Annotated in this window: 16 protein-coding genes; 12 read left to right on the forward strand and 4 right to left on the reverse strand. The window is 71.6% G+C overall.

Annotation, left to right across the window (positions count from 1 at the left end; genetic code table 11):
- Nucleotides 1-188: 188 nt before the first annotated feature.
- From STRCI_RS13725 to STRCI_RS13745, 5 genes are all read left to right on the forward strand, one after another.
- Nucleotides 189-1,421, forward strand: a complete 1,233-nt coding sequence (locus tag STRCI_RS13725) for an NAD(P)/FAD-dependent oxidoreductase (RefSeq protein WP_269659208.1) — start codon at nt 189-191, stop codon at nt 1,419-1,421.
- Nucleotides 1,421-4,015, forward strand: coding sequence for a nitrite reductase large subunit NirB (gene nirB / locus STRCI_RS13730; RefSeq protein ID WP_269659209.1), 2,595 nt, complete (start codon nt 1,421-1,423; stop codon nt 4,013-4,015). The genes STRCI_RS13725 and nirB overlap by 1 nt, the downstream gene beginning before the upstream one ends.
- The gene (nirD, locus tag STRCI_RS13735; protein WP_269659210.1) at nt 4,012-4,362 is read left to right on the forward strand and encodes a nitrite reductase small subunit NirD; all 351 of its coding nucleotides are present in this window, start codon (nt 4,012-4,014) and stop codon (nt 4,360-4,362) included. The genes nirB and nirD overlap by 4 nt, the downstream gene beginning before the upstream one ends.
- Nucleotides 4,308-5,150, forward strand: coding sequence for a hypothetical protein (locus tag STRCI_RS13740; RefSeq protein WP_269659212.1), 843 nt, complete (start codon nt 4,308-4,310; stop codon nt 5,148-5,150). Before nirD ends, STRCI_RS13740 begins: the two co-directional genes overlap by 55 nt.
- 66 nt (nt 5,151-5,216) lie before the next feature.
- Nucleotides 5,217-5,864: a LysE family translocator gene (locus STRCI_RS13745; protein WP_269659213.1), complete on the forward strand. Its 648-nt coding sequence runs from the start codon at nt 5,217-5,219 to the stop codon at nt 5,862-5,864.
- A gap of 175 nt (nt 5,865-6,039) precedes the next feature.
- Here STRCI_RS13745 and STRCI_RS13750 read toward each other — a convergent pair whose 3' ends face one another.
- The gene (locus STRCI_RS13750; protein ID WP_269659214.1) at nt 6,040-7,914 is read right to left on the reverse strand and encodes a SulP family inorganic anion transporter; all 1,875 of its coding nucleotides are present in this window, start codon (nt 7,912-7,914) and stop codon (nt 6,040-6,042) included.
- Nucleotides 7,911-8,516, reverse strand: coding sequence for a carbonic anhydrase (locus STRCI_RS13755; RefSeq protein ID WP_269659215.1), 606 nt, complete (start codon nt 8,514-8,516; stop codon nt 7,911-7,913). Before STRCI_RS13755 ends, STRCI_RS13750 begins: the two co-directional genes overlap by 4 nt.
- A gap of 265 nt (nt 8,517-8,781) precedes the next feature.
- On the opposite strand from STRCI_RS13755, the gene STRCI_RS13760 reads away from it, so the two are divergent.
- The 4 genes from STRCI_RS13760 (at nt 8,782) to STRCI_RS13775 (ending at nt 12,836) form a co-directional block, all read left to right on the forward strand.
- Nucleotides 8,782-9,516 (forward strand): response regulator transcription factor, encoded by a 735-nt coding sequence (locus STRCI_RS13760; protein ID WP_269659216.1) that lies wholly within the window; start codon nt 8,782-8,784, stop codon nt 9,514-9,516.
- On the forward strand, nt 9,513-10,985 hold the full coding sequence (locus STRCI_RS13765) for a sensor histidine kinase (RefSeq protein WP_269659217.1): 1,473 nt from the start codon (nt 9,513-9,515) through the stop codon (nt 10,983-10,985). The genes STRCI_RS13760 and STRCI_RS13765 overlap by 4 nt, the downstream gene beginning before the upstream one ends.
- 152 nt (nt 10,986-11,137) lie before the next feature.
- Nucleotides 11,138-12,298 (forward strand): alkaline phosphatase PhoX, encoded by a 1,161-nt coding sequence (locus STRCI_RS13770; protein ID WP_269659218.1) that lies wholly within the window; start codon nt 11,138-11,140, stop codon nt 12,296-12,298.
- 130 nt (nt 12,299-12,428) lie between these two features.
- Nucleotides 12,429-12,836, forward strand: a complete 408-nt coding sequence (locus STRCI_RS13775; protein WP_269659219.1) for an excalibur calcium-binding domain-containing protein — start codon at nt 12,429-12,431, stop codon at nt 12,834-12,836.
- Nucleotides 12,837-12,951: 115 nt separating this feature from the next.
- Here STRCI_RS13775 and ppdK read toward each other — a convergent pair whose 3' ends face one another.
- Complete coding sequence (gene ppdK / locus STRCI_RS13780; RefSeq protein ID WP_418953335.1) at nt 12,952-15,666, reverse strand: pyruvate, phosphate dikinase; 2,715 nt, start codon at nt 15,664-15,666, stop codon at nt 12,952-12,954.
- A gap of 396 nt (nt 15,667-16,062) precedes the next feature.
- Nucleotides 16,063-17,259, reverse strand: a complete 1,197-nt coding sequence (locus STRCI_RS13785) for an ROK family protein (RefSeq protein ID WP_269659221.1) — start codon at nt 17,257-17,259, stop codon at nt 16,063-16,065.
- A 121-nt stretch (nt 17,260-17,380) separates the two neighbouring features.
- Here STRCI_RS13785 and STRCI_RS13790 point away from each other — a divergent pair, with 121 nt between their 5' ends.
- From STRCI_RS13790 to STRCI_RS13800, 3 genes are all read left to right on the forward strand, one after another.
- On the forward strand, nt 17,381-18,811 hold the full coding sequence (locus STRCI_RS13790; protein ID WP_269659222.1) for an MGH1-like glycoside hydrolase domain-containing protein: 1,431 nt from the start codon (nt 17,381-17,383) through the stop codon (nt 18,809-18,811).
- Nucleotides 18,808-20,748: an amylo-alpha-1,6-glucosidase gene (locus tag STRCI_RS13795; protein WP_269659223.1), complete on the forward strand. Its 1,941-nt coding sequence runs from the start codon at nt 18,808-18,810 to the stop codon at nt 20,746-20,748. Before STRCI_RS13790 ends, STRCI_RS13795 begins: the two co-directional genes overlap by 4 nt.
- Nucleotides 20,749-21,139: 391 nt before the next feature.
- The gene (locus STRCI_RS13800) at nt 21,140-22,795 is read left to right on the forward strand and encodes an alkaline phosphatase family protein (protein WP_269664546.1); all 1,656 of its coding nucleotides are present in this window, start codon (nt 21,140-21,142) and stop codon (nt 22,793-22,795) included.
- Nucleotides 22,796-22,798 lie beyond the last annotated feature (3 nt).

Genomic DNA, 22,798 nt, shown 5'->3' on the forward strand with positions numbered 1-22,798 from the left:
TACATGCCCTGTCCATGTACCTGAGCGCTTTCTGAGGTTCCCGGCGCGCCGCACCCCGCCCTCACAGCCCGCCCCCGCCCGGCACCCGGAACCCTCACACTCACCCGGCGGCCCCGCTGAGGGCAGAGTTCCCCGCGCGAAACAGACGTGATGCTGCCGGGTAACACCCGCACCGCACGCTCAGTGCCATGACCTCGAATACGCGTGTGGTGGTGATCGGCGCCGGGCTCGCGGGCGTACGGCTCGCCCGGCGGCTCGGCGAGCTCGGCACGCCCGCGCTGCTGATCGGCGAGGAGGAGCACCGGCCCTACAACCGGGTGCTGCTCGCCGAGGTGCTGGCCGGGCGATACGCCCCCGAGGTGATCGCGCTGCCCACCCCGGAGGGCCTGATCCGCACCCGGGTCACCGACATCGACCGGGAGGAGCGCGTCGTCGAGTGCGCGGACGGCTCGAAGATCGCATACGACACGCTGGTCCTGGCCACCGGCTCCAACCCGGTGCTGCCGCCCCTGCGCGGGCTGTTCACTCCGGACCATGTACTTCCCGAGGGCGTGCACGCCTTCCGCACCATGGACGACTGCCTGGGCCTGTCCAAGGCGGTACGGCCGGGGGTGCGCGCGGTCGTCATCGGCGGCGGGCTGCTCGGGGTCTCCGCGGCCCGGGCGCTCGCGGTGCGCGGCGCCCAGGTCGTCCTCGCCCAGCAGTCCGAGCGGCTCATGGAGCGCCAGCTCGACCCGGGCGCCTCCAAGCTGGTGCTGCGGCACCTGAAGGACCTCGGTGTCGAGGTGCACACCGAGTGCCGGGTGCGCGACGTGCGCTGCGTCGGCGGCGCGGTCCGCTCGGTGGAGATGGCCGACGGCTATGCCCTCGACGCCGACCTGGTGGTGCTGGCCTGCGGGGTGCACCCGAAGGTCGGGCTCGCCAAGGAGGCCGGGCTCGCCGTCCACAAGGGCGTCCTCGTCGACGACGAGCTGCGCACCTCCGACCCGCACATCCGGGCGATCGGCGACTGCGCCCAGCACAACGGCACGCTCTACGGCCTCGCCACCCCGGCCCTCGAACAGGCCGAGGCGCTGGCGGAGCTGCTCGCCGGTGACTCCGGCGCCCGCTACACCGGCACCCGGGCCCTGACCCGGCTGACCCTCAACGGCAACACCACGGCCGCCGACCTCACCCCCTTCGACCTCGCCGCGTTCGGCGAGACCGAGGCGCTCCCGGGCGACGACGTCGTCCAGCTCACCGACGCCACCCGCGGCACCTACCGCAAGGTCGTCGTCCGCGACGACCGCGTGGTCGGCGGGGTGCTCGTCGGCGAACTCGGCACCGTAGGCGCGCTCGCCCGCGCCTGGGAGGGAGCAGAGCCGCTCCCCTCTGACGGCGCTCCCCTGCTCCACCTGCTCACCAACGATGGAGGCTCCTGATGACCGCCACCCCGGGGCCCACCCCCACGATCGTGCTCGTCGGCCACGGCATGGTCGGCCAGCGCTTCCTGGAGGCGCTCGCCGAGCGCGGCCTGACCGCCACGCACCGCGTGGTCGTCCTCTGCGAGGAGCCGCGGCCCGCCTATGACCGCGTCGCGCTCACCTCGTACTTCTCGGGCAAGACGCCCGAGGACCTGTCGATGACCGACATGGAGTTCATCGAGAAGCACTCCATCGAGCTGTACGTCGGCGACCCGGCGCTCACCGTCGACCGGGAGGCGAAGAAGGTCACCGCCAAGTCGGGCCAGGTCTACGACTACGACATCCTCGTCCTGGCCACCGGCTCCTTCCCGTTCGTGCCGCCCGTACCGAACAAGGACGCCACCGGCTGCTTCGTCTACCGCACGATCGAGGACCTGCTCGCGATCGAGGAGTACGCGAAGAACGCCACGACGGGCGCCGTGGTCGGCGGCGGTCTGCTCGGCCTTGAGGCGGCCGGCGCGCTCAAGGGCCTCGGACTGACCTCGCACATCGTGGAGTTCGCGCCCCGGCTGATGCCGGTGCAGGTCGACGAGGGCGGCGGCGCCGCGCTGCTGCGCACCATCGAGGACATGGGCCTGAGCGTGCACACGGGCGTGGGCACGCAGGAGATCGTCGTCGACGAGGCGGGCGCCGTCACCGGCATGAAGCTCTCCGACGGCTCCGAACTCGCCACCGACCTGGTCGTGTTCAGCGCGGGCGTACGGCCGCGGGACCAGCTCGCCCGCGACTGCGGCCTCCAGGTCGGCGAGCGCGGCGGCATCGCCGTCGACGAGCAGTGCCGTACGGTCAACGACCCGCACGTCTTCGCGATCGGCGAGTGCGCGCTGGCCTCCGACGGCCGGGTCTACGGCCTGGTGGCCCCGGGTTACGAGCAGGCCGAGACGGCCGCCGCGACCATCGCCGCCGACGAGGCCGCCTTCACCGGCGCCGACCTGTCCACCAAGCTGAAGCTCCTCGGCGTGGACGTCGCCTCCTTCGGCGACGCGCACGGCACCACCGAGGACTGCCTGGACGTCGTCTACTCCGACTCCCGCGCGGGCCTGTACAAGAAGCTGGTCATCAGCCGGGACGGCACGCTGCTCGGCGGCATCCTGGTCGGCGACGCGGAGGCGTACGGCACCCTGCGCGCCTTCACCGGCTCGGTCCCGCCGGTCTCCCCCGAGTCCCTGGTGCTGCCCGCCGGCGCGGGCGCCCCGGTCCAGCTCGGCCCGTCGGCCCTCCCCGACGAGGCGGTGATCTGCTCCTGCCACAACGTCACCAAGGGCACGATCCGCGGCGCGGTCACCGACCACCAGTGCACCACCGTGCCCGAGGTCAAGAAGTGCACCAAGGCCGGCACCGGCTGCGGCTCCTGCGTCAAGGTCCTCGGCCAGCTCGTCAACGCCGAGCTGGAGGCCAGCGGCGTCGAGGTCGACAAGGGCCTGTGCGGCTGCTTCTCGCAGACCCGCGAGGAGCTCTACGAGATCGTCCTCGCCCTGCGCATCAGCAAGTACCAGGACCTGCTGGACCGGCACGGCCGCGACGGCGCCCGGGGCGGCGACGGCTGCGAGATCTGCAAGCCCGCGGTGGCCTCGATCATCGCCTCCCTCGCCCCGACCATCGGCGCCGACGGCTATGTCCTGGACGGTGAGCAGGCGGCGCTGCAGGACACCAACGACCACTTCCTGGCCAACCTCCAGAAGAACGGCTCGTACTCGGTCGTCCCCCGCATCCCCGGCGGTGAGATCACCCCGGAGAAGCTGATCGTGATCGGCGAGATCGCCCGTGACTTCGGGCTCTACACAAAGATCACCGGCGGCCAGCGCATCGACATGTTCGGCGCCCGCGTCGAACAACTCCCGCTGATCTGGACCCGGTTGGTGGACGCGGGCTTCGAGTCCGGGCACGCCTACGGCAAGTCGCTGCGCACCGTGAAGTCCTGTGTGGGCCAGACCTGGTGCCGCTACGGCGTCCAGGACTCGGTCCGGATGGCGATCGACCTGGAGCTGCGCTACCGCGGTCTGAGGTCGCCGCACAAGCTCAAGTCGGCGGTCTCCGGCTGCCAGCGCGAGTGCGCCGAGGCCCAGTCCAAGGACTTCGGCGTGATCGCCACCGCCAACGGCTGGAACCTCTACGTCGGCGGCAACGGCGGCGCCACCCCGCGCCACGCGGACCTGCTCGCGCAGGACCTCACCGACGCCGAACTGATCCGCCTGATCGACCGGTTCCTGATGTTCTACATCCGCACCGCCGACCGCCTGGAGCGCACCTCGACCTGGCTGGACCGGATCCCGGGCGGCCTGGACCACGTACGCGACGTGGTCGTGGAGGACACCCTCGGCATCTGCGAGGAGCTGGAGTCCCTGATGTCGGCCCATGTCGACCACTACCGCGACGAGTGGGCCGAGACCATCAACGACCCCGAGAAGCTCGCCCGGTTCGTGTCCTTCGTGAACGCGCCGGACACCCCGGACCCGGTCGTCGGCTTCGTCCCCGAGCGCGACCAGATCAAGCCCGACCTGCCGCTGCTGACGATCGGCCACCGTCCCCTGGAAGGGAGCACCCAGCGATGACCCTGGCACCCGAGGTAACCGACCTCAAGGTCCAACTCCAGCTGGAGGACAGCTGGTTCACGGTCTGTGACCTGAGCCGGCTGATCCCCGGACGCGGTGTGGCGGCCCTGCTGCCGGACGGCGGCCAGGTGGCCCTGTTCCGCGACCGCTCCGGCGCGCTGTACGCCATCGACAACCGGGACCCGTTCAGCGGGGCCGGGGTCCTCTCCCGCGGGCTCACCGGCAGCCACCAGGGCCGCCCGTTCGTGGCCTCGCCGCTGCTCAAGCAGCGGTTCGACCTCGCCTCCGGGCAGTGCCTGGACGACGAGTCGGTGCGGGTGGCGACGTACGCGGTGCGCGCGGCCTGACGTACGGCATCGGGCCCGGCCGGAGCGACCCGGCCGGGCCCTCGGCATGCCGCCCGCGCGACGGTCCCGGCTACGCCCCGGCGCGCGCGGACCGCCGCACCACCCCCCGGCCCGCTCCCCCGGCCTGCGGCTCCGCCCGGCGCGCCGGGTACGCCGGGCGGGCCCGCACCACCCCCGTGCGCCCTGTCCTCCCGCGCTCCGGGAACCCGGCCGCGCGGGCCCGCTGTCCCTGGGGTTGCCGGCCGCCCACGAGGGTCGCGGCCGCCGGACATCGGGGGATGACCATGCGCAGCTCACGCACCCACCGCCGCACCACCGCAGTCGGCCTCGCCGCCCTCCTCACCGCCGCGACACTGGCCACGACCACGGCGTGCGGCTCGTCGGGAGGCACCACGTCCAAGAGCGACGCGGGCCGCAAGAGGTCCGCGGCCTCCGGGCAGGCCCTGGAGAACAAGGCGTACGGCTACAACCCGTACGCCTGGGCCACCCGCCGGGACAGCAGGATCGGGGTCTACGGCATCGAGCTGCACGGCCAGAGCTTCACGCTCGGCGGCGAGGTCAAGCTGGTGCTGTACCGGGACAACCGGGTCCCCGGCGTCCCGTCCTGGTACCGGACCACGACCGCCCGCTGGAAGTCGGGCCGCCACGGCGGCGCCTTCGACGTCACGACCGGAATGCTGGACTGCACGGCCTACGGCTACGCCAAGGACTCCACGCTGATGGCGCTGGACGTCACCACGAACACCTGGTCCAACAAGGTCCGCGTGTCCACGGGCTGCTCCCGCTGAGCCGGTCGGCACGGGCCCGGAAAAACGGTTGGCCGATTGGGGGCGGGCGCTGCTTCCATGGCGGACATGGTGTCCACCGACCGTCTTCTCGCCTTCGCGGCCATGTCGTTCCTGCTGATCGTGGTCCCCGGGCCCAGCGTGCTGTTCGTCATAGGGCGCGCCCTCGCGCAGGGCCGCCGGGCCGCGCTGACGTCGGTGGTGGGCAACACCGTCGGCGCGTATGTGCTGGTCCTGGCGGTGGCACTCGGGGTCGGCTCGGTCGTGGAGCGCTCGGTGCTGGTCTTCACGCTGCTCAAGCTCGCCGGTGCCGCCTACCTCGTGTACCTGGGCGTCAAGGCGTGGCGGGAGCGCGGGGCGCTGCGGGCCGCGTTCGCCGAGGACGCGGCCGGGGCGGCGGCGCAGGGCGGGCTGCGCACCTTCTGGGAAGGGTTCGCGGTCGGGGTGACCAACCCCAAGACGATCGTGTTCTTCGCCGCGGTGCTGCCTCAGTTCGTGGACCGGGGCGCGGGACATGTGACGGCCCAGATGCTGCTGCTCGGCCTGGTCTTCAACGTCATCGCGCTGGCCTCGGACAGCGTGTGGGGCCTGGTCGCGGCGACCGCCCGGGGCTGGTTCGCCCGGTCCCCCCGCCGTCTGTCCGCGGTGGGCGGAGTCGGCGGGATGACCATGATCGGCCTCGGCGTCACGGTCGCCGTGACCGGCCGCAAGGACTGAACCTCACGAGCCGGGGCGAGGTACGACATTCCTGGCCGGCCGCTCCGACGCGCCCCGGAGTGGTTGCCCCGTCGCGGCGGCGACGGGGCCGGGGCGCCGGCTGCGGTGGCCCCGCGCACGGCGTGGGCATGGCGCCCGGCACGTCACAGCGGAGCCCTTGCGCCGGGGCCCGGACTCAGCCCACGAGCGGGGAGCCCTGCGGGTAGCCGTCCGGAAGGGGGCGGGTGTCCAGGTAGAACCATTCGGCGCCGGGGCCCGGGAGGGTGTCCGGCTGCGGCAGGCTCTCGACCGGGGCCGGGACGGGTGCCGGGGCGGAGAGCGGAGCCTTGCCGGTGCCGGACGGCTTGCCCGGCATCAGCAGCTCCACCCGCAGTCCCTGCGCCCGCTGCTGGGCGGTGAACTCCTCGACCTGGCCGCGGCAGGCGTGGTCGAGATGGGTCACCGCGGTCAGGTCCAGGCGGATCCGCGGCTTGCCGGCCGCCGCGGCGGCCTCCAGCGCCTCGATCACCTGGGGCAGCCGCAGGAAGGTGGCGTTGCCCGCCATGACGACCTTGGCGGTGTCCTCCTCCAGGTGCTGCCGGATCACGGTCTGCGACATGCGCAGCGCGGCCAGCACGATCCCGGCGAGGAGCCCGATGATCACGCCCTCCAGCAGGGCCGTCGCGACGATCACCAGCGTGGTCACGGTCATCACCGCGAACTCGCCCCGGTCCTGCCGCCACATCTTCGGGAACTCCGCGGGCGCGAACAGCTTCCAGCCGCTGTGCACGAGGACCCCGGCGAGCACCGAGATCGGGATCAGCGCGAGGACCTGGGGCAGCAGCAGCGCGAAGGCGAGCAGCCACAGGCCGTGCAGGGTACGGGAGATCCGGGTCTGCGCACCGGCCTGGACGTTCGCCGAACTGCGGGCGACCACCGCCGTGATGGGCAGCGCGCCCAGCAGCCCGGCCAGGGTGTTGCCGGTGCCCTGGGCGATCAGCTCGGTGTTGTAGCGGGTGCGCGGACCGCTGTGCATACGGTCCACGGCGGCCGCGGTGAACAGGCTCTCCGCCGAGGCGATGACCGTGAAGGTGAGGATCGACGTGATGATCGCCGCGTCGGCCAGACCCGCGAACTGCCCGGCGCCCGGCATCTGTACGGCGGCGGTCAGATCGCCGACCTGGAGGGTCTTCACCTCGACGCCCGGCAGCGCGGCGACCGCGCAGCCGATGCCGACGGCGATCAGCGCGGCCGGGAACTTCCCGAGCGGCCCCGGCACCTTCTTCCAGACGAAGGCCAGCACGATGGTGAGGACACCGAGCCCGGCGGCGGTCAGGGCCTGCCGGTCCGCCAGGACGTCGCCCAGCAGACCGGGCAGGCCGCTCATGTTCTCGATCGGGGTGCCCGGGGCCTTGGCGTCGGTCATCGGGTAGAGCTGGCCGATCATCAGCGGCAGTCCGATGCCGGCCAGCATGCCCTGGACCACGGCGAGCGAGATCGCCTGGAACATCCGGCCGAGCCGGACCAGACCGAGGACGATCTGGAGGATGCCGGAGAAGAGCACGATCACGCCCAGCATGGCCAGTCCGTGCTCCGCGACGGTCTCCGCGACCAGCGCGGCGAGTCCCGCCGCCGGCCCGCTGACCTGGAGCGTGCTGCCCCGGATCGCGCCCACCACCAGCCCGCCGATGACCCCGGAGACGATCCCGAGCTCGGCCGGGACCCCCGAGGCGACGGCCACGCCGATGCACAGCGGCAGGGCGACGAGGAACACGACGAGGGAGGCCGTGATCTCGGTGCCGATGTCGACCTTCCCGCCCTTCCCCGCACCGGCCCGGACGGCACCACCGGAGCGGACGGCACCACCGGCCCCGGGGGCATCTCCGGCCCCGGCGGCATCACCGGCCTGCCCGCCGCCCCCCGCCCGAGCGGCCGCCCCACCCGGCTCGATGCCCCCGCCGCCCTCGACCCGAACGGTGCCCCCGGACCGCCCGCCCCCTCCCCGGGCGGTCCCCCGACCCCGTCCCGGCCCCCGTCCCGACCCGCGTCCCCTCGCATGCGCCCCGCTCATCCGGAATGCACCCGGAAGCTGTCGTCGGCGTCGAGTTCGTGCAGCCGGCCGGTGTCGACCTCGTAGTACCAGCCGTGCAGCCGCAGGTCGCCCCGGGTCAGGCGGCGCCGTACCACCGGGTGACTGCGCAGCGCGGCGAGCTGGTTGACGACGTTGCGCTGGGCCACGCCGGACAGCGACGGATCGGCGCCGCCGGTGGTGAGCACCTCGGCGAGTCCCGGCCGGGCCGACTCCAGCCAGGCGTCCACGCCGGGCAGCGCGGACAGGTCGTCGCCCGAGGAGAGCGCGCCCATCGCGCCGCAGTGTGAGTGACCGCACACGACGATGTCCTGAACCTCCAGCACGTCGAGCGCGTATTCGACGGTGGCGGCCTCGCCGGAGGCTCCCGGTTGCCCGTAGGGCGGCACGATATTTCCCGCGTTACGCAGCTCGAATATCTCTCCGGGCCGGGCGCCGGTGATCAGTGCGGGTATGACCCGTGAGTCCGAGCAGGTAATGAAGAGTGCCTCGGGATATTGCCCCTCGGCCAGTTTCCGATATTCATCGCTCTCGAAATCGACCCGTCGCCCGAACGCACGGGCGCGGTCCAGCAATGCCTTCAACGCAGTCTCCTCCAAGGCGAGTTCGGCCAGATGACCACAGCGTATGAGGGCGCACACCAGACGAAGGTTAAGAGAACACCAGAGCCCGGACAGGGGGCGGACATTTCTTGCCCGAAACACCGGACGACACATCTGAGAAATCGCTTTCTGAGCGGCTCGTCACACCGGGCCTCTTTTGCGCGACGCGGCGTTGAAACTGCTTGTAGGTTGGCAACTCCACGACACGTCATTCGTGTTGTCCGGATTTCACGGAGAGACAGGACGTATGGGCGTACGAGTGCTGCTCATCGAGGACGACGAGACGATCGCCGAACCACTCACCGAAGGGCTCGGACACTTCGGGCTGACGGTCGACCATGTCGCCACCGGCTCCGAGGGACTGAGAGGTCCGTACGGCGATGTCGTCCTGCTCGACCTGGGGCTGCCGGACATGGACGGCATCGACGTCTGCCGGGGCATCCGGCAGGTCTCCGACGTCCCCATCGTCATCCTCAGCGCGCGCGGCGAGGAGGCCGACCGGGTGCTGGGCCTGGAGCTGGGAGCCGACGACTATCTCGCGAAACCGTTCAGCGTACGGGAGCTGGTGGCCCGGGTCCGGGCGGTGACCCGGCGCACCCAGCGCCCCCGGGGGCCGGTGGAGGCCACGCTCACCGTGGAGGAGACGGCGCCCGGGCCACCGTACGAACCGGGCCCGCTGGTCGTGGACCGCCGTACCCGGCAGGTCTGGGTCGGTGAGGTGCCGCTGGCCCTGACCCCCAAGGAGTTCGAGCTGCTCGCGCTGCTCACCGAGGACCCGGGCGCGGTGTACTCCCGGCAGCAGATCCTGGACCGGGTGTGGGACCCGCACTACGAGGGGCCGACGAAGACTTTGGACGTCCATGTCGCCGCGCTGCGACGGAAGTTGGGGCACTCGGCGTGGATCCAGACCCTGCGCGGAGTGGGGTTCCGGCTGGCGGTGCAGACGGATCCGGGACCGCCGCAGCAGGTGGACTTCCCGTGACCCGTCGCCTCCTGTCCAGCTATCTCTGTCTGACCGCCCTGGTGCTGCTCTGCCTGGAGATCCCGCTCGGCTTCCGCTACGCGGCCGACGAACGGGACCGGGCGGCCGACGCGGCCCGGGACGAGGCCGAGTCGGCGGCGTCCTACACCGCGCTGTCCCTGGCCACCGGCCGGGCCGGACTCGACCTGACGGAACGCGCGGCCCACTGCGCCGAACGCGTCGGCGGGAAGGTGGTGATCGTCGACAGCTCGGGCGGGGTGCTCGCCGCCTCGCACCCGGTGTCCCGCCGGGCGGCCCGCGCCCTGCCCGCGCGCCCCGGGATCGCGGCGGCGCTGAAGGGCTCGGCCACGAGCGATGTGCGCATGGCCGTGGTCGGCGGGGCGGAACACCTGTCCGTCACCGCGCCAGTCGCCGAAGGAGCCGGGGGCGCCGTCTGGCTCATGGTGCCCACCCAGGCGGCGCGGGAGCGGATCGACCGCGCCTGGCTGCTGCTCGGCGCCGGCGGGCTCGGGGTGCTCACCGCGGTCTCCGTCGTCTGCCTCGCCCTCGCCCGCTGGGCCGGCCGCCCCATCCGGGAACTGGAGCGCGCCACCCACGCGTTGGCGGAGGGCGAGGTGACGGCCCCGGTGCCGGTGACCAAGGGTCCGCCGGAAGTCCGCAGGCTGGCGGCCGCGTTCAACCGTACGGCCGCCCGCCTCGCCCATCTGCTCGCCTCCCAGCACGCGTTCGCGGGCGAGGCCTCGCACCAGCTGAAGACGCCGCTCGCGGCGCTGCGGCTGCGCCTGGAGAACCTGGAGCCCGATGTGTGCGGGCCCGGCCAGGGCAGCCTCGCCGCCGCCGTGACCGAGACCGACCGGCTCGCCAGAATGGTCGAGGGCCTGCTGGCGATGGCCCGCCTGGAGGAGGACGCGGCCACCCCGGGCCCGGTGGACGTCGGCGCGGTCTGTGTCGAACGGCACGGGACCTGGCTGCCGTTGTTCGAGCGCGAAGGTGTCGCCCTGGTCCTGTTCGCGGGCAGCGTGGGCCCGGTGCTCGCGGTGCCGGGGGCGGTCGAGCAGATCCTGGACAACCTGCTCTCCAACGCCCTGCGGGCCTCCCCAGCCGACAGCACGGTGACCATCGAGCTGCGGCTGTACGTGCCCGCCAAGCGTGCGCTGCGCGACGCCAGACCGTGCTGGGTGGACCTGCATGTCACCGACGAGGGCCCCGGCATGACCCCGGAGCAGCGGCAGCGTGCCTTCGACCGCTTCTGGCGCGCGCCGGGTGCGCCCAAGGGCGGCACGGGGCTCGGTCTCTCCCTGGTCCAGCGGCTTTCGGTCGCGAGCGGTGGGGCGGCGAGCCTGCACGCGGCGGCGACCGGCGGGCTGGACGCGGTGGTGCGGCTGCCGTCCGCGGAGGTCTCGGCCGGCGTCAACGCGATCGGCAGGCAGGGCACCCGCCGCCGCGAGGCTCCGGCGCTCCCCGCCTAGGCGATGCGCCCAGGCATACGGCCCCGTCACAACCTGTCCATAACGCGTCAACCCAGTGCTACCGGGCGCGGTAACCCCGGAGCCCTAGCCTCCGTGTCCGCACGACCCCGTCGCCGACCGGTGGCGGGGCGGTCTCCACCCCTGGAGCGAGAGTGGAACGTCGTACTGTCCTGCGTGCGGCCGTCCTCGGCGGATCCTCCGCCGTCTTCGGCGGAACCCTGTGGCGCGGCGCCGCGTACGCCGCGCCCGCACAGCCCGGCACCGGCCCGTACGGGGCGCTCGGTTCGCCCGACGCCAACGGCATCAGACTGCCCAGCGGCTTCACCAGCCGGATCATCGCCCGGTCCGGGCAGACGGTCTCCGGAACGTCCTACACCTGGCACAACGCCCCTGACGGCGGCGCCTGTTACACCAACGGCAGTGGCTGGATCTATGTCTCCAACTCGGAGATCAACCCCTCCGGCGGCGCGAGCGCGGTGAAGTTCTCGTCCACGGGCACGGTCACGGGGGCGTACCGCATCCTGTCGAACACCCGCCAGAACTGCGCGGGCGGCAAGACGCCGTGGAACACCTGGCTGTCCTGCGAGGAGGTGTCCCTGGGGTACGTCTACGAGACGGACCCGTTCGGGGTGAACGCGGCGGTGCGGCGGGACGCGATGGGCCGCTTCAAGCACGAGGCGGCGGCCGCGGACCCGGTGCGCCAGGTGATCTACCTGACCGAGGACGAGTCCAACGGCCGCTTCTACCGCTTCGTGCCGGCCACGTGGGGCAACCTCTCCTCCGGCACCCTCCAGGTGCTGGTCGCGGGCTCGGCCACCTCCGGCTCCTTCACCTGGGCCAACGTCCCCGACCCGGACGGCTCCCCGACCTCCACCCGCACCCAGGTCTCCGGCTCGAAGTCCTTCAACGGCGGCGAGGGCTGCCACTACGCCGACGACACGGTGTGGTTCACCACGAAGGGCGACAACCGGGTCTGGCAGCTCAACCTGACCAACAACACCTACGAGCTGGCGTACGACGACTCCCTGGTGGTCGGCGGTTCGGCGCCCCTCACCGGCGTGGACAACATCACCGGCGCCTCCTCCGGTGACCTCTTCGTCGCCGAGGACGGCGGCAACATGGAGATCTGCGTCATCACCCCGGACGACGTGATCGCCCCGTTCCTGCGCATCGACGGCCAGTCCGGCTCGGAGATCACCGGCCCGGCCTTCTCCCCCGACGGCACCCGCCTGTACTTCTCCAGCCAGCGGGGCACCAGCGGCAGCTCGTCGGGCGGCATCACGTACGAGGTGCGGGGGCCGTTCAGGGCCTGACTCCCCCCTTCCGGTAGCGGAGAGCTACCGTCCGGTCACGTCACGCTTGCATCACAGGTCCGCTCAACCGCCGCGCCCCCACGGGCCCCTCAATACCGTCAACACCTCACATCCTTTGGGGGGTTGCCACATGAGGCATGTCCGTACATCCACCGCTCTGGCCGCGGCGGCGCTCGCGCTGGCCCTGGCGCCCGGCGTCGCCCAGGCCCACGAGGGCGATCATCCGTTCGCGAACTGCTCCGAGGCGTACGCCAACGGGTACGCGAACATCGCCGAGGGGGACGAGCACTACGGCGGTCATCTGGACCGGGACCAGGACGGCATCGGCTGCGACCAGCCGCCGGCGGACTTCGAGCCGGTCGCGGACGGCGCGGGCGCGGAGAACTCGGCCGATGACAGCACCGACGACAGCACCGACCTCGCCGCCACCGGCGGCAACGGCGCCACCCCCTATCTGGCGGGCGGTGGCGCCGCGGTGCTGCTCGCCGGAGGGGGCGTCCTGCTCGCCGTACGACGGCGCCGTGCCGCCGTGCGGTAGGACAACGCCGAGGGGCGGCCCCCCGCACGGGTGCCGCCCCTCTTCTGGCGATCCGGAGCCGCCGTGGATCGGTACTGAGGGTCGGGGACCCACAGCGGCTCCGGAGTCGGTGAGGTCAGCGGTGGTCGCTGCCCTCGGACTCGGAGGCCGCGCGGCCGGCTTCGAGCCGCGCGACCGGGATGCGGAACGGGGAGCAGGAGACGTAGTCCAGGCCGACCTCGTGGAAGAAGTGGACGGACTCCGGGTCGCCGCCGTGTTCGCCGCAGACGCCGAGCTTGAGGTCGGGGCGGGTCTCACGGCCCGCCTTCGCGGCGGCCCTGACCAGTGAGCCCACGCCGTCCTTGTCGATCGTCTCGAACGGGCTGACGCCGAAGATGCCCTTCTCCAGGTAGGCCGTGAAGAACGAGGCCTCCACGTCGTCCCGGCTGAAGCCCCACACCGTCTGGGTGAGGTCGTTCGTACCGAAGGAGAAGAACTCCGCCGCCTCCGCGATCTGCCCCGCGGTCAGCGCGGCACGCGGCAGCTCGATCATCGTGCCGATCGACAGCTTGAGCTTGACGCCGGTCGCGGCCTCGACCTCCGCGATGACCTGGTCGGCCTCCTCGCGGACGATCTCCAGCTCCTGGACCGTGCCGACGAGCGGGATCATGATCTCGGCACGCGGGTCGCCCTTGGCGTTCTTGCGCTCGGCGGCCGCCTCCGCGATCGCGCGGACCTGCATCGTGAACAGGCCGGGGATGACCAGGCCCAGGCGTACGCCGCGCAGACCCAGCATCGGGTTCTGCTCGTGCAGCCGGTGCACCGCCTGGAGCAGTCGCAGCTCGTTCTCGTGCGGCTCCTGACGGGACTCCGCGAGGGCCACGCGCACCGACAGCTCGGTGATGTCGGGCAGGAACTCGTGCAGCGGCGGGTCGAGCAGACGGATCGTCACCGGCAGGCCGTCCATCGCGGAGAACAGCTCCACGAAGTCCTGCTTCTGCATCGGCAGCAGCGCCTTCAGGGACTCCTGGCGCTCGGCCTCGGTGTCGGCCAGGATCAGCCGCTCGACCAGCTCCCGCCGGTCACCGAGGAACATGTGCTCGGTGCGGCACAGCCCGATGCCCTGGGCGCCGAAGCGACGGGCGCGCATCGCGTCCTCGGCGTTGTCCGCGTTGGCGCGTACTCGCAGCCGGCGCTTGCGGTCGGCGAACGCCATGATGCGGTGCACGGCCTCGACCAGCTCGTCGGCGTCCTGCGCACCGGCGTGCATCCGGCCCTCGAAGTACTCCACGACGGGAGACGGGACCACCGGGACCTCGCCCAGGTAGACCTTGCCGGAGGAGCCGTCGATGGAGATGACGTCGCCCTCCTCCACCACATGCCCGCCGGGGACGGTCATCCGGCGGCGCTTGGTGTCGACCTCCAGCTCCTCCGCGCCGCAGACACAGGTCTTGCCCATGCCGCGCGCGACCACGGCCGCGTGGGAGGTCTTGCCGCCGCGCGAGGTCAGGATGCCCTCGGCCGCGATCATGCCGTCGAGGTCGTCGGGGTTGGTCTCCCGGCGGACCAGGATGACCTTCTCTCCCGAGCGCGACCACTTCACCGCGGTGTAGGAGTCGAAGACCGCCTTGCCGACCGCCGCGCCCGGCGAGGCGGCGATGCCCCGGCCGACCTGCTCGACCTTGGCCTCCTCGTCGAACTTCGGGAACATCAGCTGCGCGAGCTGGGCGCCGTTGACGCGCTGGAGCGCCTCGGCCTCGTCGATCAGGCCCTGGTCCACGAGCTGCGTGGCGATCCGGAAGGCCGCGCCCGCCGTGCGCTTGCCGACACGGGTCTGGAGCATCCACAGCTGACCGCGCTCGATGGTGAACTCGATGTCGCAGAGATCCTTGTAGTGGTTCTCCAGCGTCGCCATGATCTGCATGAGCTGGTCGTACGACGTCTTGTCGATCGACTCCAGCTCCGCGAGCGGGACGGTGTTGCGGATACCCGCCACCACGTCCTCGCCCTGGGCGTTCTGGAGGTAGTCGCCGTAGACGCCCTGGTGGCCGGAGGCGGGGTCACGGGTGAAGGCGACACCGGTGCCGGAGTCCGGGCCCAGGTTGCCGAAGACCATGGAACAGACGTTGACGGCGGTGCCCAGGTCGCCGGGGATGCGCTCCTGGCGGCGGTAGAGCTTGGCGCGGTCGGTGTTCCAGGAGTTGAAGACCGCCTCGATGGCGAGGTCCATCTGCTCGCGCGGGTCCTGCGGGAAGTCCCGGCCGGCCTCGGTCTTGACGATCTTCTTGAACTTGGTGACCAGCCGCTTGAGGTCGGCCGCCTCCAGCTCGGTGTCGACCGTGACCTTCTTGGCCGCCTTCGCCGCGTCCAGCGCGTCCTCGAACAGCTCGCCGTCGACCCCGAGGACCGTCTTGCCGAACATCTGGATCAGCCGGCGGTAGGAGTCCCAGGCGAAGCGGTCGTCGCCGGCCTGCTTGGCGAGGCCCTGCACCGACTTGTCGGAGAGGCCGATGTTCAGGACCGTGTCCATCATGCCGGGCATGGAGAACTTGGCACCGGAGCGGACCGACACAAGGAGGGGGTTGTCGGCCTGGCCGAGCTTCTTGCCCATCTTGGCCTCAAGGGCGTCGAGGTGCGCACTCACCTCGTCACGCAGTGCCGCCGGCTCCTCGCCGCTTTCCAGGTAGACCTTGCAGGCCTCGGTGGTGATGGTGAAGCCGGGAGGTACCGGGAGGCCCAGGTTGGTCATCTCGGCGAGGTTCGCACCCTTACCGCCCAGAAGGTCCTTGAGCTCCTTGTTGCCCTCGGTGAAGTCGTAAACGAACTTTTTGTTTTCCGACACGGGTCCCAACTCCTCGAGGACTCGGTGGCTGCCCTGACGGCGAGGAACATACCCAGATCGAAGGCGCCTGGGTACGTCCACTTGTGCGTCATGCGCCTGTAACCAGTCGTCAGCCAGAGGATCGAAAGTCAAAGCTTGGCAAGGAAGCGCGCCGTGATGTGTTCAGTTCTTGAACGAATACACCCTCACGGACCCCTAATTCCGCTCACATGAGCGCCTATCCACACGTCTGAGTTCGATCGATGAACGATCAGGGGGTGGCACCGAGTGCCACCCCTTGGAGAAGTGCAGTAGCCCAAGATTCGCTCATCTGAGCGCAACCCTTATCAAGGGTGGCGAGAATCACGCTGTCACAGGCGACGGGATTTCACCATGCGGACGTGACTTGGGACGGAAACGCGACGGTCATACGCCGAGCGCGAGGAGCCGCTCCTCGGCCCGCTCGGGGGCGTACAGGTACTCCACGACCAGCGCACCCGCCCCGACCAGCCCGGCCCGCTCCCCCAGCCGTGAGGTGACGACCTCCAGATGAGCGGTGGAGCGCGGTAGCGCCCGCTGGTAGAGCAGCTCTCGTACGCCGGTCAGGAACGGCGTTCCGGCCAGATCGCCCGCGATCATCAGCACCCCGGGGTTCAGCAGGGTCACCACCGTCGCCAGCACATCCCCGACCTGCCGTCCCGCCTCCCGGGCGAGCCCGACCGCCTCCGGATGCCCGGACGCCAGCAAGTCCCGCACATCCGAGCCGGAGGCCGCCCGCACCCCGGCCTCGGCCAGCCGCCGGGCCACGGCACCGCCGCTGGCGACGGCGGCGAGACAGCCGTAGGACCCGCAGCGGCACAGGACGTCGGCGCCCACCCGGATATGGCCGATGTCCCCGGCGCCGCCGTCGATGCCCCGGAAGAGCGAGCCGTCGACCACGACGCCCGCGCCGATGCCGGTGGAGACCTTGACCAGGACGAACGCGGAGCAGTCGGGGTAACCGACGCGCTGTTCGCCGTACGCCATGAGGTTGGCGTCGTTGTCCACCAGGACCGGTACCCGGGGTGCGCCGGTGTGCTCGGTGAGGGATCGGGCGAGGCGGCCCCTGATGTCGTAGCCGTCCCAGCCGGGCATGATCGGCGGCTGGACGACCCGGCCGGTCTCGCTGTCGACCGGCCCCGGGACGGCGACGCCGATGCCGCAGACCTCGTCCGCCCGGTGTCCGGCCTTCTCCAGCAACTCGGCGAACCAGCGTCCCAGCTCCCCGAGGACGACCTCCGGCCCGTCCTCGACGATCAGCGTGCCGCCGTGCTCGGCGAGGATCTCGCCGGTCAGCGACAGGACGGCGGCGCGGGCGTGCCGGGTGTCGAGGTCGGCGGCGAGGACCACGGCGTGCGCGTCGTCGAATTCCAGGGTGATGGAGGGGCGTCCGCCCAGCGGGGAGTCGACCGGCCCGCCGGCGCCCTCGCGCAGCCAGCCCGCGCGGAAGAGCCGGTCCAGGCGCTGACCGACGGTGGCCCGGGAGAGCCCCGTCACCTGTTGCAGGGCACCGCGCGTCGTGGCCCGGCCGCTGCGGACCAGTTCGAGCAGATCGCCGGCGCTGACCTGACCTCGACTCGTCATGCGCACCCCCTTGTGTTTCTCAAGTTTGCCTTACATATTGAGTTTTGCGTGTTAAATAGACGTAACCCCACTGCGGCTACCACCGAACCGTTCAGCCCAGTCGTCTCCCGGGGAGTCCCGCGTGGAACGCACCGCCCAGCTCGTCGCCCGCCCAGCGCAGCGGACCATTGCATACGACCCGGCCGACCGGTCGTCGTCCATGCACACCAGGGCCGCCCGGGTCCTGGAGTCCAACTGGACGGGCGCCTCCACGGTCCCCTCGCGCGGCCTGTATCCGCACCAGTGGTCCTGGGACTCGGCGTTCATTGCGATCGGACTGCGGCACCTGTCGCCGTTACGGGCCCAGACGGAGCTGGAGACGCTGCTGACCGCCCAGTGGGGCGACGGACGCGTCCCGCACATCGTCTTCAACCCCTCCGTCCCGCTGGACGCGTACTTCCCGAGCCCCGACTTCTGGCGCTCCTCGACCGCGGGGCGCGCTGCGGGCGCCCCGCGCACCGTACAGACGTCCGGCATCGTGCAGCCACCGGTGCACGCGCTGGCCGCCTGGCTGGTGCACCGCGCGGACCCCGGGCTGTCCCGCGGCCGCGGCTTCCTGGCCCGGATCTACCCGCGACTGGCCGCCTGGCACCGCTATCTGCTGCACCGGCGGGACCTGGGCGGCGGCGGTCTGGCCTCGGTCGTCCACCCCTGGGAGCAGGGCATGGACAACAGCCCCTGCTGGGACGCCCCGCTGGCCCGCGTCCTGCCCGCCCCGGCCCGCTCCTTCCGCCGCGCCGACCTCGACCACGGCGCCCCCGAGGACCGGCCGACGGATCTGGACTACGGGCGGTACGTACGGCTGGCGACGGACTACCGGGACGCCGGGTACGCCGACGGCAAGGGTGCCTTCGCGGTGGAGGACCCGGCGTTCAACGCCCTGCTCATCGCCTCCGAGCACGCCCTGGCCCGGATCGCCTGCGAACTGGGCGCGACCGGCACCGCCCGCCACGCGCGCGCCGAGCGCCTGACGACGGCGCTGCTGGACCGGCTGTGGGACCCGGAGCGCGGGATGTTCTTCTGCCGGGATGTGCGCGGCGGTGGCCTGATCCCCGAGCGGGGTGTGTCCGGCCTGATCCCGCTCCTGCTGCCCACGCTCCCGAGGGAGATCACGGCCGCCCTCGTCCGCACCGCGCGCGGACCGCACTTCTCGCTCGACGACACCACCCGCCTGGTCCCGAGCTACGACCTGCTCGGCGAGGCCTTCGACCCGCAGCGCTACTGGCGGGGCCCCGCCTGGTTCAACACCGCCTGGCTGCTGGAGCGCGGCCTACGCACCCACGGTGAGCGGGATCTGGCGGACGGACTGCGCAGCTCGGTACTGGAGTTGGCCGAGTCGTCGGGATTCGCCGAGTACGTCGACCCGTACACGGGCGCGGCCTGCGGCACGACCGACTTCAGCTGGACGGCCGCGCTGGCGCTGGACCTGCTGCACGACGAGCCGGCGCAGGACACGCACGACATCGGGGAAACCAAGCAAATCAAGGACATCAAGGGAGGGGACCGGGGATGACGGACCGCCATCATCTACTCGTGCACGGAGAGACGTTCGCCGCCGTGGGCGACGGCGGGGACATCAGCGGTGTCCGGGGCGCCGGCAGCTCCCCGGACGGCCTGTTCACACGGGACGCCCGCCATCTGAGCCGCTGGCAGCTGACGCTGGACGGCGCGGTGCCGGAGGCACTGTCCCCCGTGGCCGACGGGGACACGGCGCGCTGCGTCCTGGTCCCCCGGGGCGGCCGCCAGGAGCCACCGGCGTACACGCTCTTCCGCGAACAGGCCGTTGGGGACGGCTCGTTCGTCGAGTCGCTGCGGGTGACCAGCAACCTGCCGACCCCCACCACGGTCCGGCTGGCCATCACGGCGGACGCCGACTTCACGGACCAGTTCGAACTCCGCTCCGACCACCGCACCTACGCCAAGTCGGGCGCCGTCCGCTCCCGCCAAGTCCTCGACCACGGCGTGGAGTTCGCCTACCAGCGGGGCGAATGGCGTTCGTGCACCACGGTGACGGCCGAGCCCGCGCCGGACGCGGTGGAGGAGACCGGCACCGGCGCCAGGCGCCTCGTATGGACCCTGGAACTGGCCCCGCACGGCACGACGGAGCTGGCCTTACGCGTAATGGCCCGCCCCCACGGCGACAAACGAGCCCTGCGGGTCCCCCGCTCCCCCGCCGCCCTCAACGAGCAACTACTGGCCCTGGAAGGCGAGTTCGTAGAGGGCGTCCCCTTCCCGACGGGCTGGCCGGAACTGGCCGCGGCCTGTGCCCGGGGCCTGGCGGACCTGGCCTCGCTCCAGATCCCGGCGACGGGCCCGGACGGCGAAGAGGTCCGCGTCCCCGCCGCGGGAGCCCCCTGGTTCCTCACCCTCCTGGGCCGGGACGCCCTGCTCACCTCCCTCTTCGCCCTCCCCTACCGCCCCGGCCTGGCGGCGGCCACCCTCCCCGCGCTGGCCGCGACCCAGGCCACCGAGACCGGCGCGGGCGCCGTGGCCCAGCCCGGCAAGATCGTGCACGAGGTCCGGCACGGCGAGCTGGCCCACTTCGGCCAGGTGCCGTACGGCCGCTATTACGGCTCGGTGGACGCGACCCCCCTCTTCCTGGTCCTGCTGGGCGCGTACGTGGAACAGACCGGCGAAACGGAGCTCGCCCGCCGCCTGGAACGGCACGCCCGAGCGGCCGTCGCCTGGATGCTGGACCACGGCGGCCTGACCTCCCGCGGCTACCTGGTCTACCGGGCCGACCGCGGCGGCCTCGCCAACCAGAACTGGAAGGACTCCCCCGGCGCGATCTGCTGGTCCGACGGCACCCGCGCGAGCGGCCCGGTGATGGCGGCGGGCGCGCAGGGCTACGCGTACGACGCCCTGCGCCGCACGGCATGGCTGTCGCGGACGGTGTGGGAGGACGAGACATACGCGGCCCTGCTGGAGCAAGCGGCGGGCGACCTGCGGGACCGCTTCCAACGGGACTTCTGGATGCCGGAGCGCTCCTTCCCCGCGCTGGCGCTGGACGGCGAGGGCCGCCAGGTGGACGCGCTGGCGTCGGACGCGGGCCACCTGCTCTGGTCCGGCCTGCTGGACAAGGAGTACGGCGAACAGGTGGGCCGCCGCCTATTGGAGCCGGACTTCTTCTCGGGCTGGGGCGTCCGGACCCTGGCCGCCGGCCAACCGGCGTACCACCCCCTCTCGTACCACCGAGGCTCGGTCTGGCCGCACGACAACGCCCTGATCACCCTGGGCCTGGCCCGCTACGGCCTGCACGACGAGGCCCGCACGGTGGCACACGCGCTGGTGGACGCGGCGACGACCACGGGCCACCGCCTGCCGGAGGTCCTGGCGGGCTACGGCCGCGAATCGCACTCCGAGCCGGTCCCGTACCCCCACGCCTGCGTCCGCGAGTCCCGCTCTGCGACGGCCCCGTTGGCGCTGCTGACGGCTGTGGGCGGGGCGTGAAGACCCGGTTGGCCGACCGTTTGCCCGGTGTTTGCCGAGCGCTGGTCCGGCAGGGCTGAACAGCGACGGGAACGGGCCCGTACGAACCTACGGCGGGCCCGAACCCCCAGCCCACCCCGCCAGGGCCGCACGGAAGGACCACCGGGTGCCTGTCTCCACGCGCCTAAGCCACCCCGAGGGCACACCACCCCAAGAGCCGACACCCGACGAACCGACAAAGGCCGAGCGGGACGAACCCGCAGCCGAGCCGGAGGCGCAGGAAGACGAACCCGCAGCCGAGCCGGAGGCGCAGGAAGACGATCCCGCAGCCGCCGACGGCGAGAACCCGCCACCGGGGCCACCCGCACCCGACGACGAGAGCAGCACCGGTGGTGCGGTTGGAAACGAAGATCTGGCCGAAGGCGAAGCCGAGGCCGGAAGCCGACGAACCCTCCGCTGGACCGTCACCGCCCTCTCCGCCGCCCTGGTCCTTGCCACCCTCCTCCTCCCCAACAGCCTCGCCGCCCTACGCCCCAACCGCTTCACCCGCATCCCCGCGGAAGCGATCGTCGGCGCCGCGATCCTGCTCTCCCTCCCCCGCCGCCCAAGAACCATCGCCGCGGCCCTCGCCGGCACCCTCCTCGGCACCCTGACCATCCTCAACTTCCTGGACATGGGCTTCCGCGAGTACCTCGGCCGAGGCTTCAACCTCGTCCTCGACTGGTCCCTCCTGGACGACGCCCAGTCGTACATGAAGGACTCGATGGGCGAGGCCACCACCCTCACCGCCACCATCGCCGCGGTACTCCTCGCCGTACTCCTCCTCGTGGTCACCGCCCTGGCCACGGTCCGACTCGGAAACGTCCTGGCCGACCACAAGGAAAGGGCGGCCAAGGCCACCCTCATAGCCGGCACCGTCTGGATCACCTGCTCCGCCCTCGGCCTCCAGCTCGCCGGACTGCCCATCGCCTCGGACCGGGCGGTCTCCGCACTGGCCATCCAGGCGAAGCGCGTACAGGACACCCTCAGGGACGAGGCGGCCTTCGCGAAGGAGGCCAAGGAGGACAGCTTCGGCGCGACCCCCGCGGCCCAGCTTCTCCCCGACCTGCGCGGCAAGGACGTCATCTTCACCTTCATCGAGAGCTACGGCCGCAGCGCGATCGAGGACCCGGTCATGGCCCCCGGAGTGACCAGCACCCTGGAAGCGAGCACCGAGTCCCTCGACCAGGCGGGCTACAAGGCCAAGAGCGGCTGGCTGACCTCGGCGACCTACGGCGGCAGCAGCTGGCTCGGCCACTCCACGTTCCTCTCCGGCCTGTGGATCGACAACCAGCAGCGCTACCGCACGGTGACCTCGGGCGACCACCTGACCCTCACCAAGGCGTTCCAGAAGACCGGCGCCTGGGACACGGTGGGCATCATGCCGGGCATCCAGAAGGGCTGGCCGGAGGCCGGCTTCTACGGCCTGGACAAGGTCTACGACGCTTTCCAACTCGGATACCAAGGACCGAAGTTCAGCTGGTCGACCATGCCCGACCAGTACGCGCTCGAAGCCTTCCAGCGCCAAGTCCACGGCAAGAAGCGCGACAAGCCCCTGATGTCGGAGATCATCCTGACCTCCAGCCACCAGCCCTGGGCCCCCATCCCGGAACTGGTCGACTGGGACGACCTCGGCGACGGCTCCTTCTTCGGCCCCATCCAGAAGGCGGGCAAGAAGCCGCAGGACATCATCACGGACACCACCAAGTCCCGCGAGGAATACGGCAAGTCGATCGAGTACTCGGTCACGTCCCTGACCCAGTGGCTGGAGCGCTACGGCACCGAGGACACGGTCCTGGTCTTCCTCGGCGACCACCAGCCGATCGCCCGGGTCAGCGGCGACAAGGCGAGCCGGGACGTCCCGGTCTCCATCGTGGCGAAGGACCCGAAGGTCCTGGACAACATCACCGGCTGGAACTGGACCGACGGTCTACAGCCCGCTCCCGACGCCCCCGTCTGGAAGATGGACACCTTCCGAGACCGCTTCCTGACGGCCTACGGCTCCACCCCGCACCCCACCAAGGATTAGGGA

It is taken from the genome of Streptomyces cinnabarinus, assembly GCF_027270315.1.
In the GTDB taxonomy this organism is placed as follows: domain Bacteria; phylum Actinomycetota; class Actinomycetes; order Streptomycetales; family Streptomycetaceae; genus Streptomyces; species Streptomyces cinnabarinus.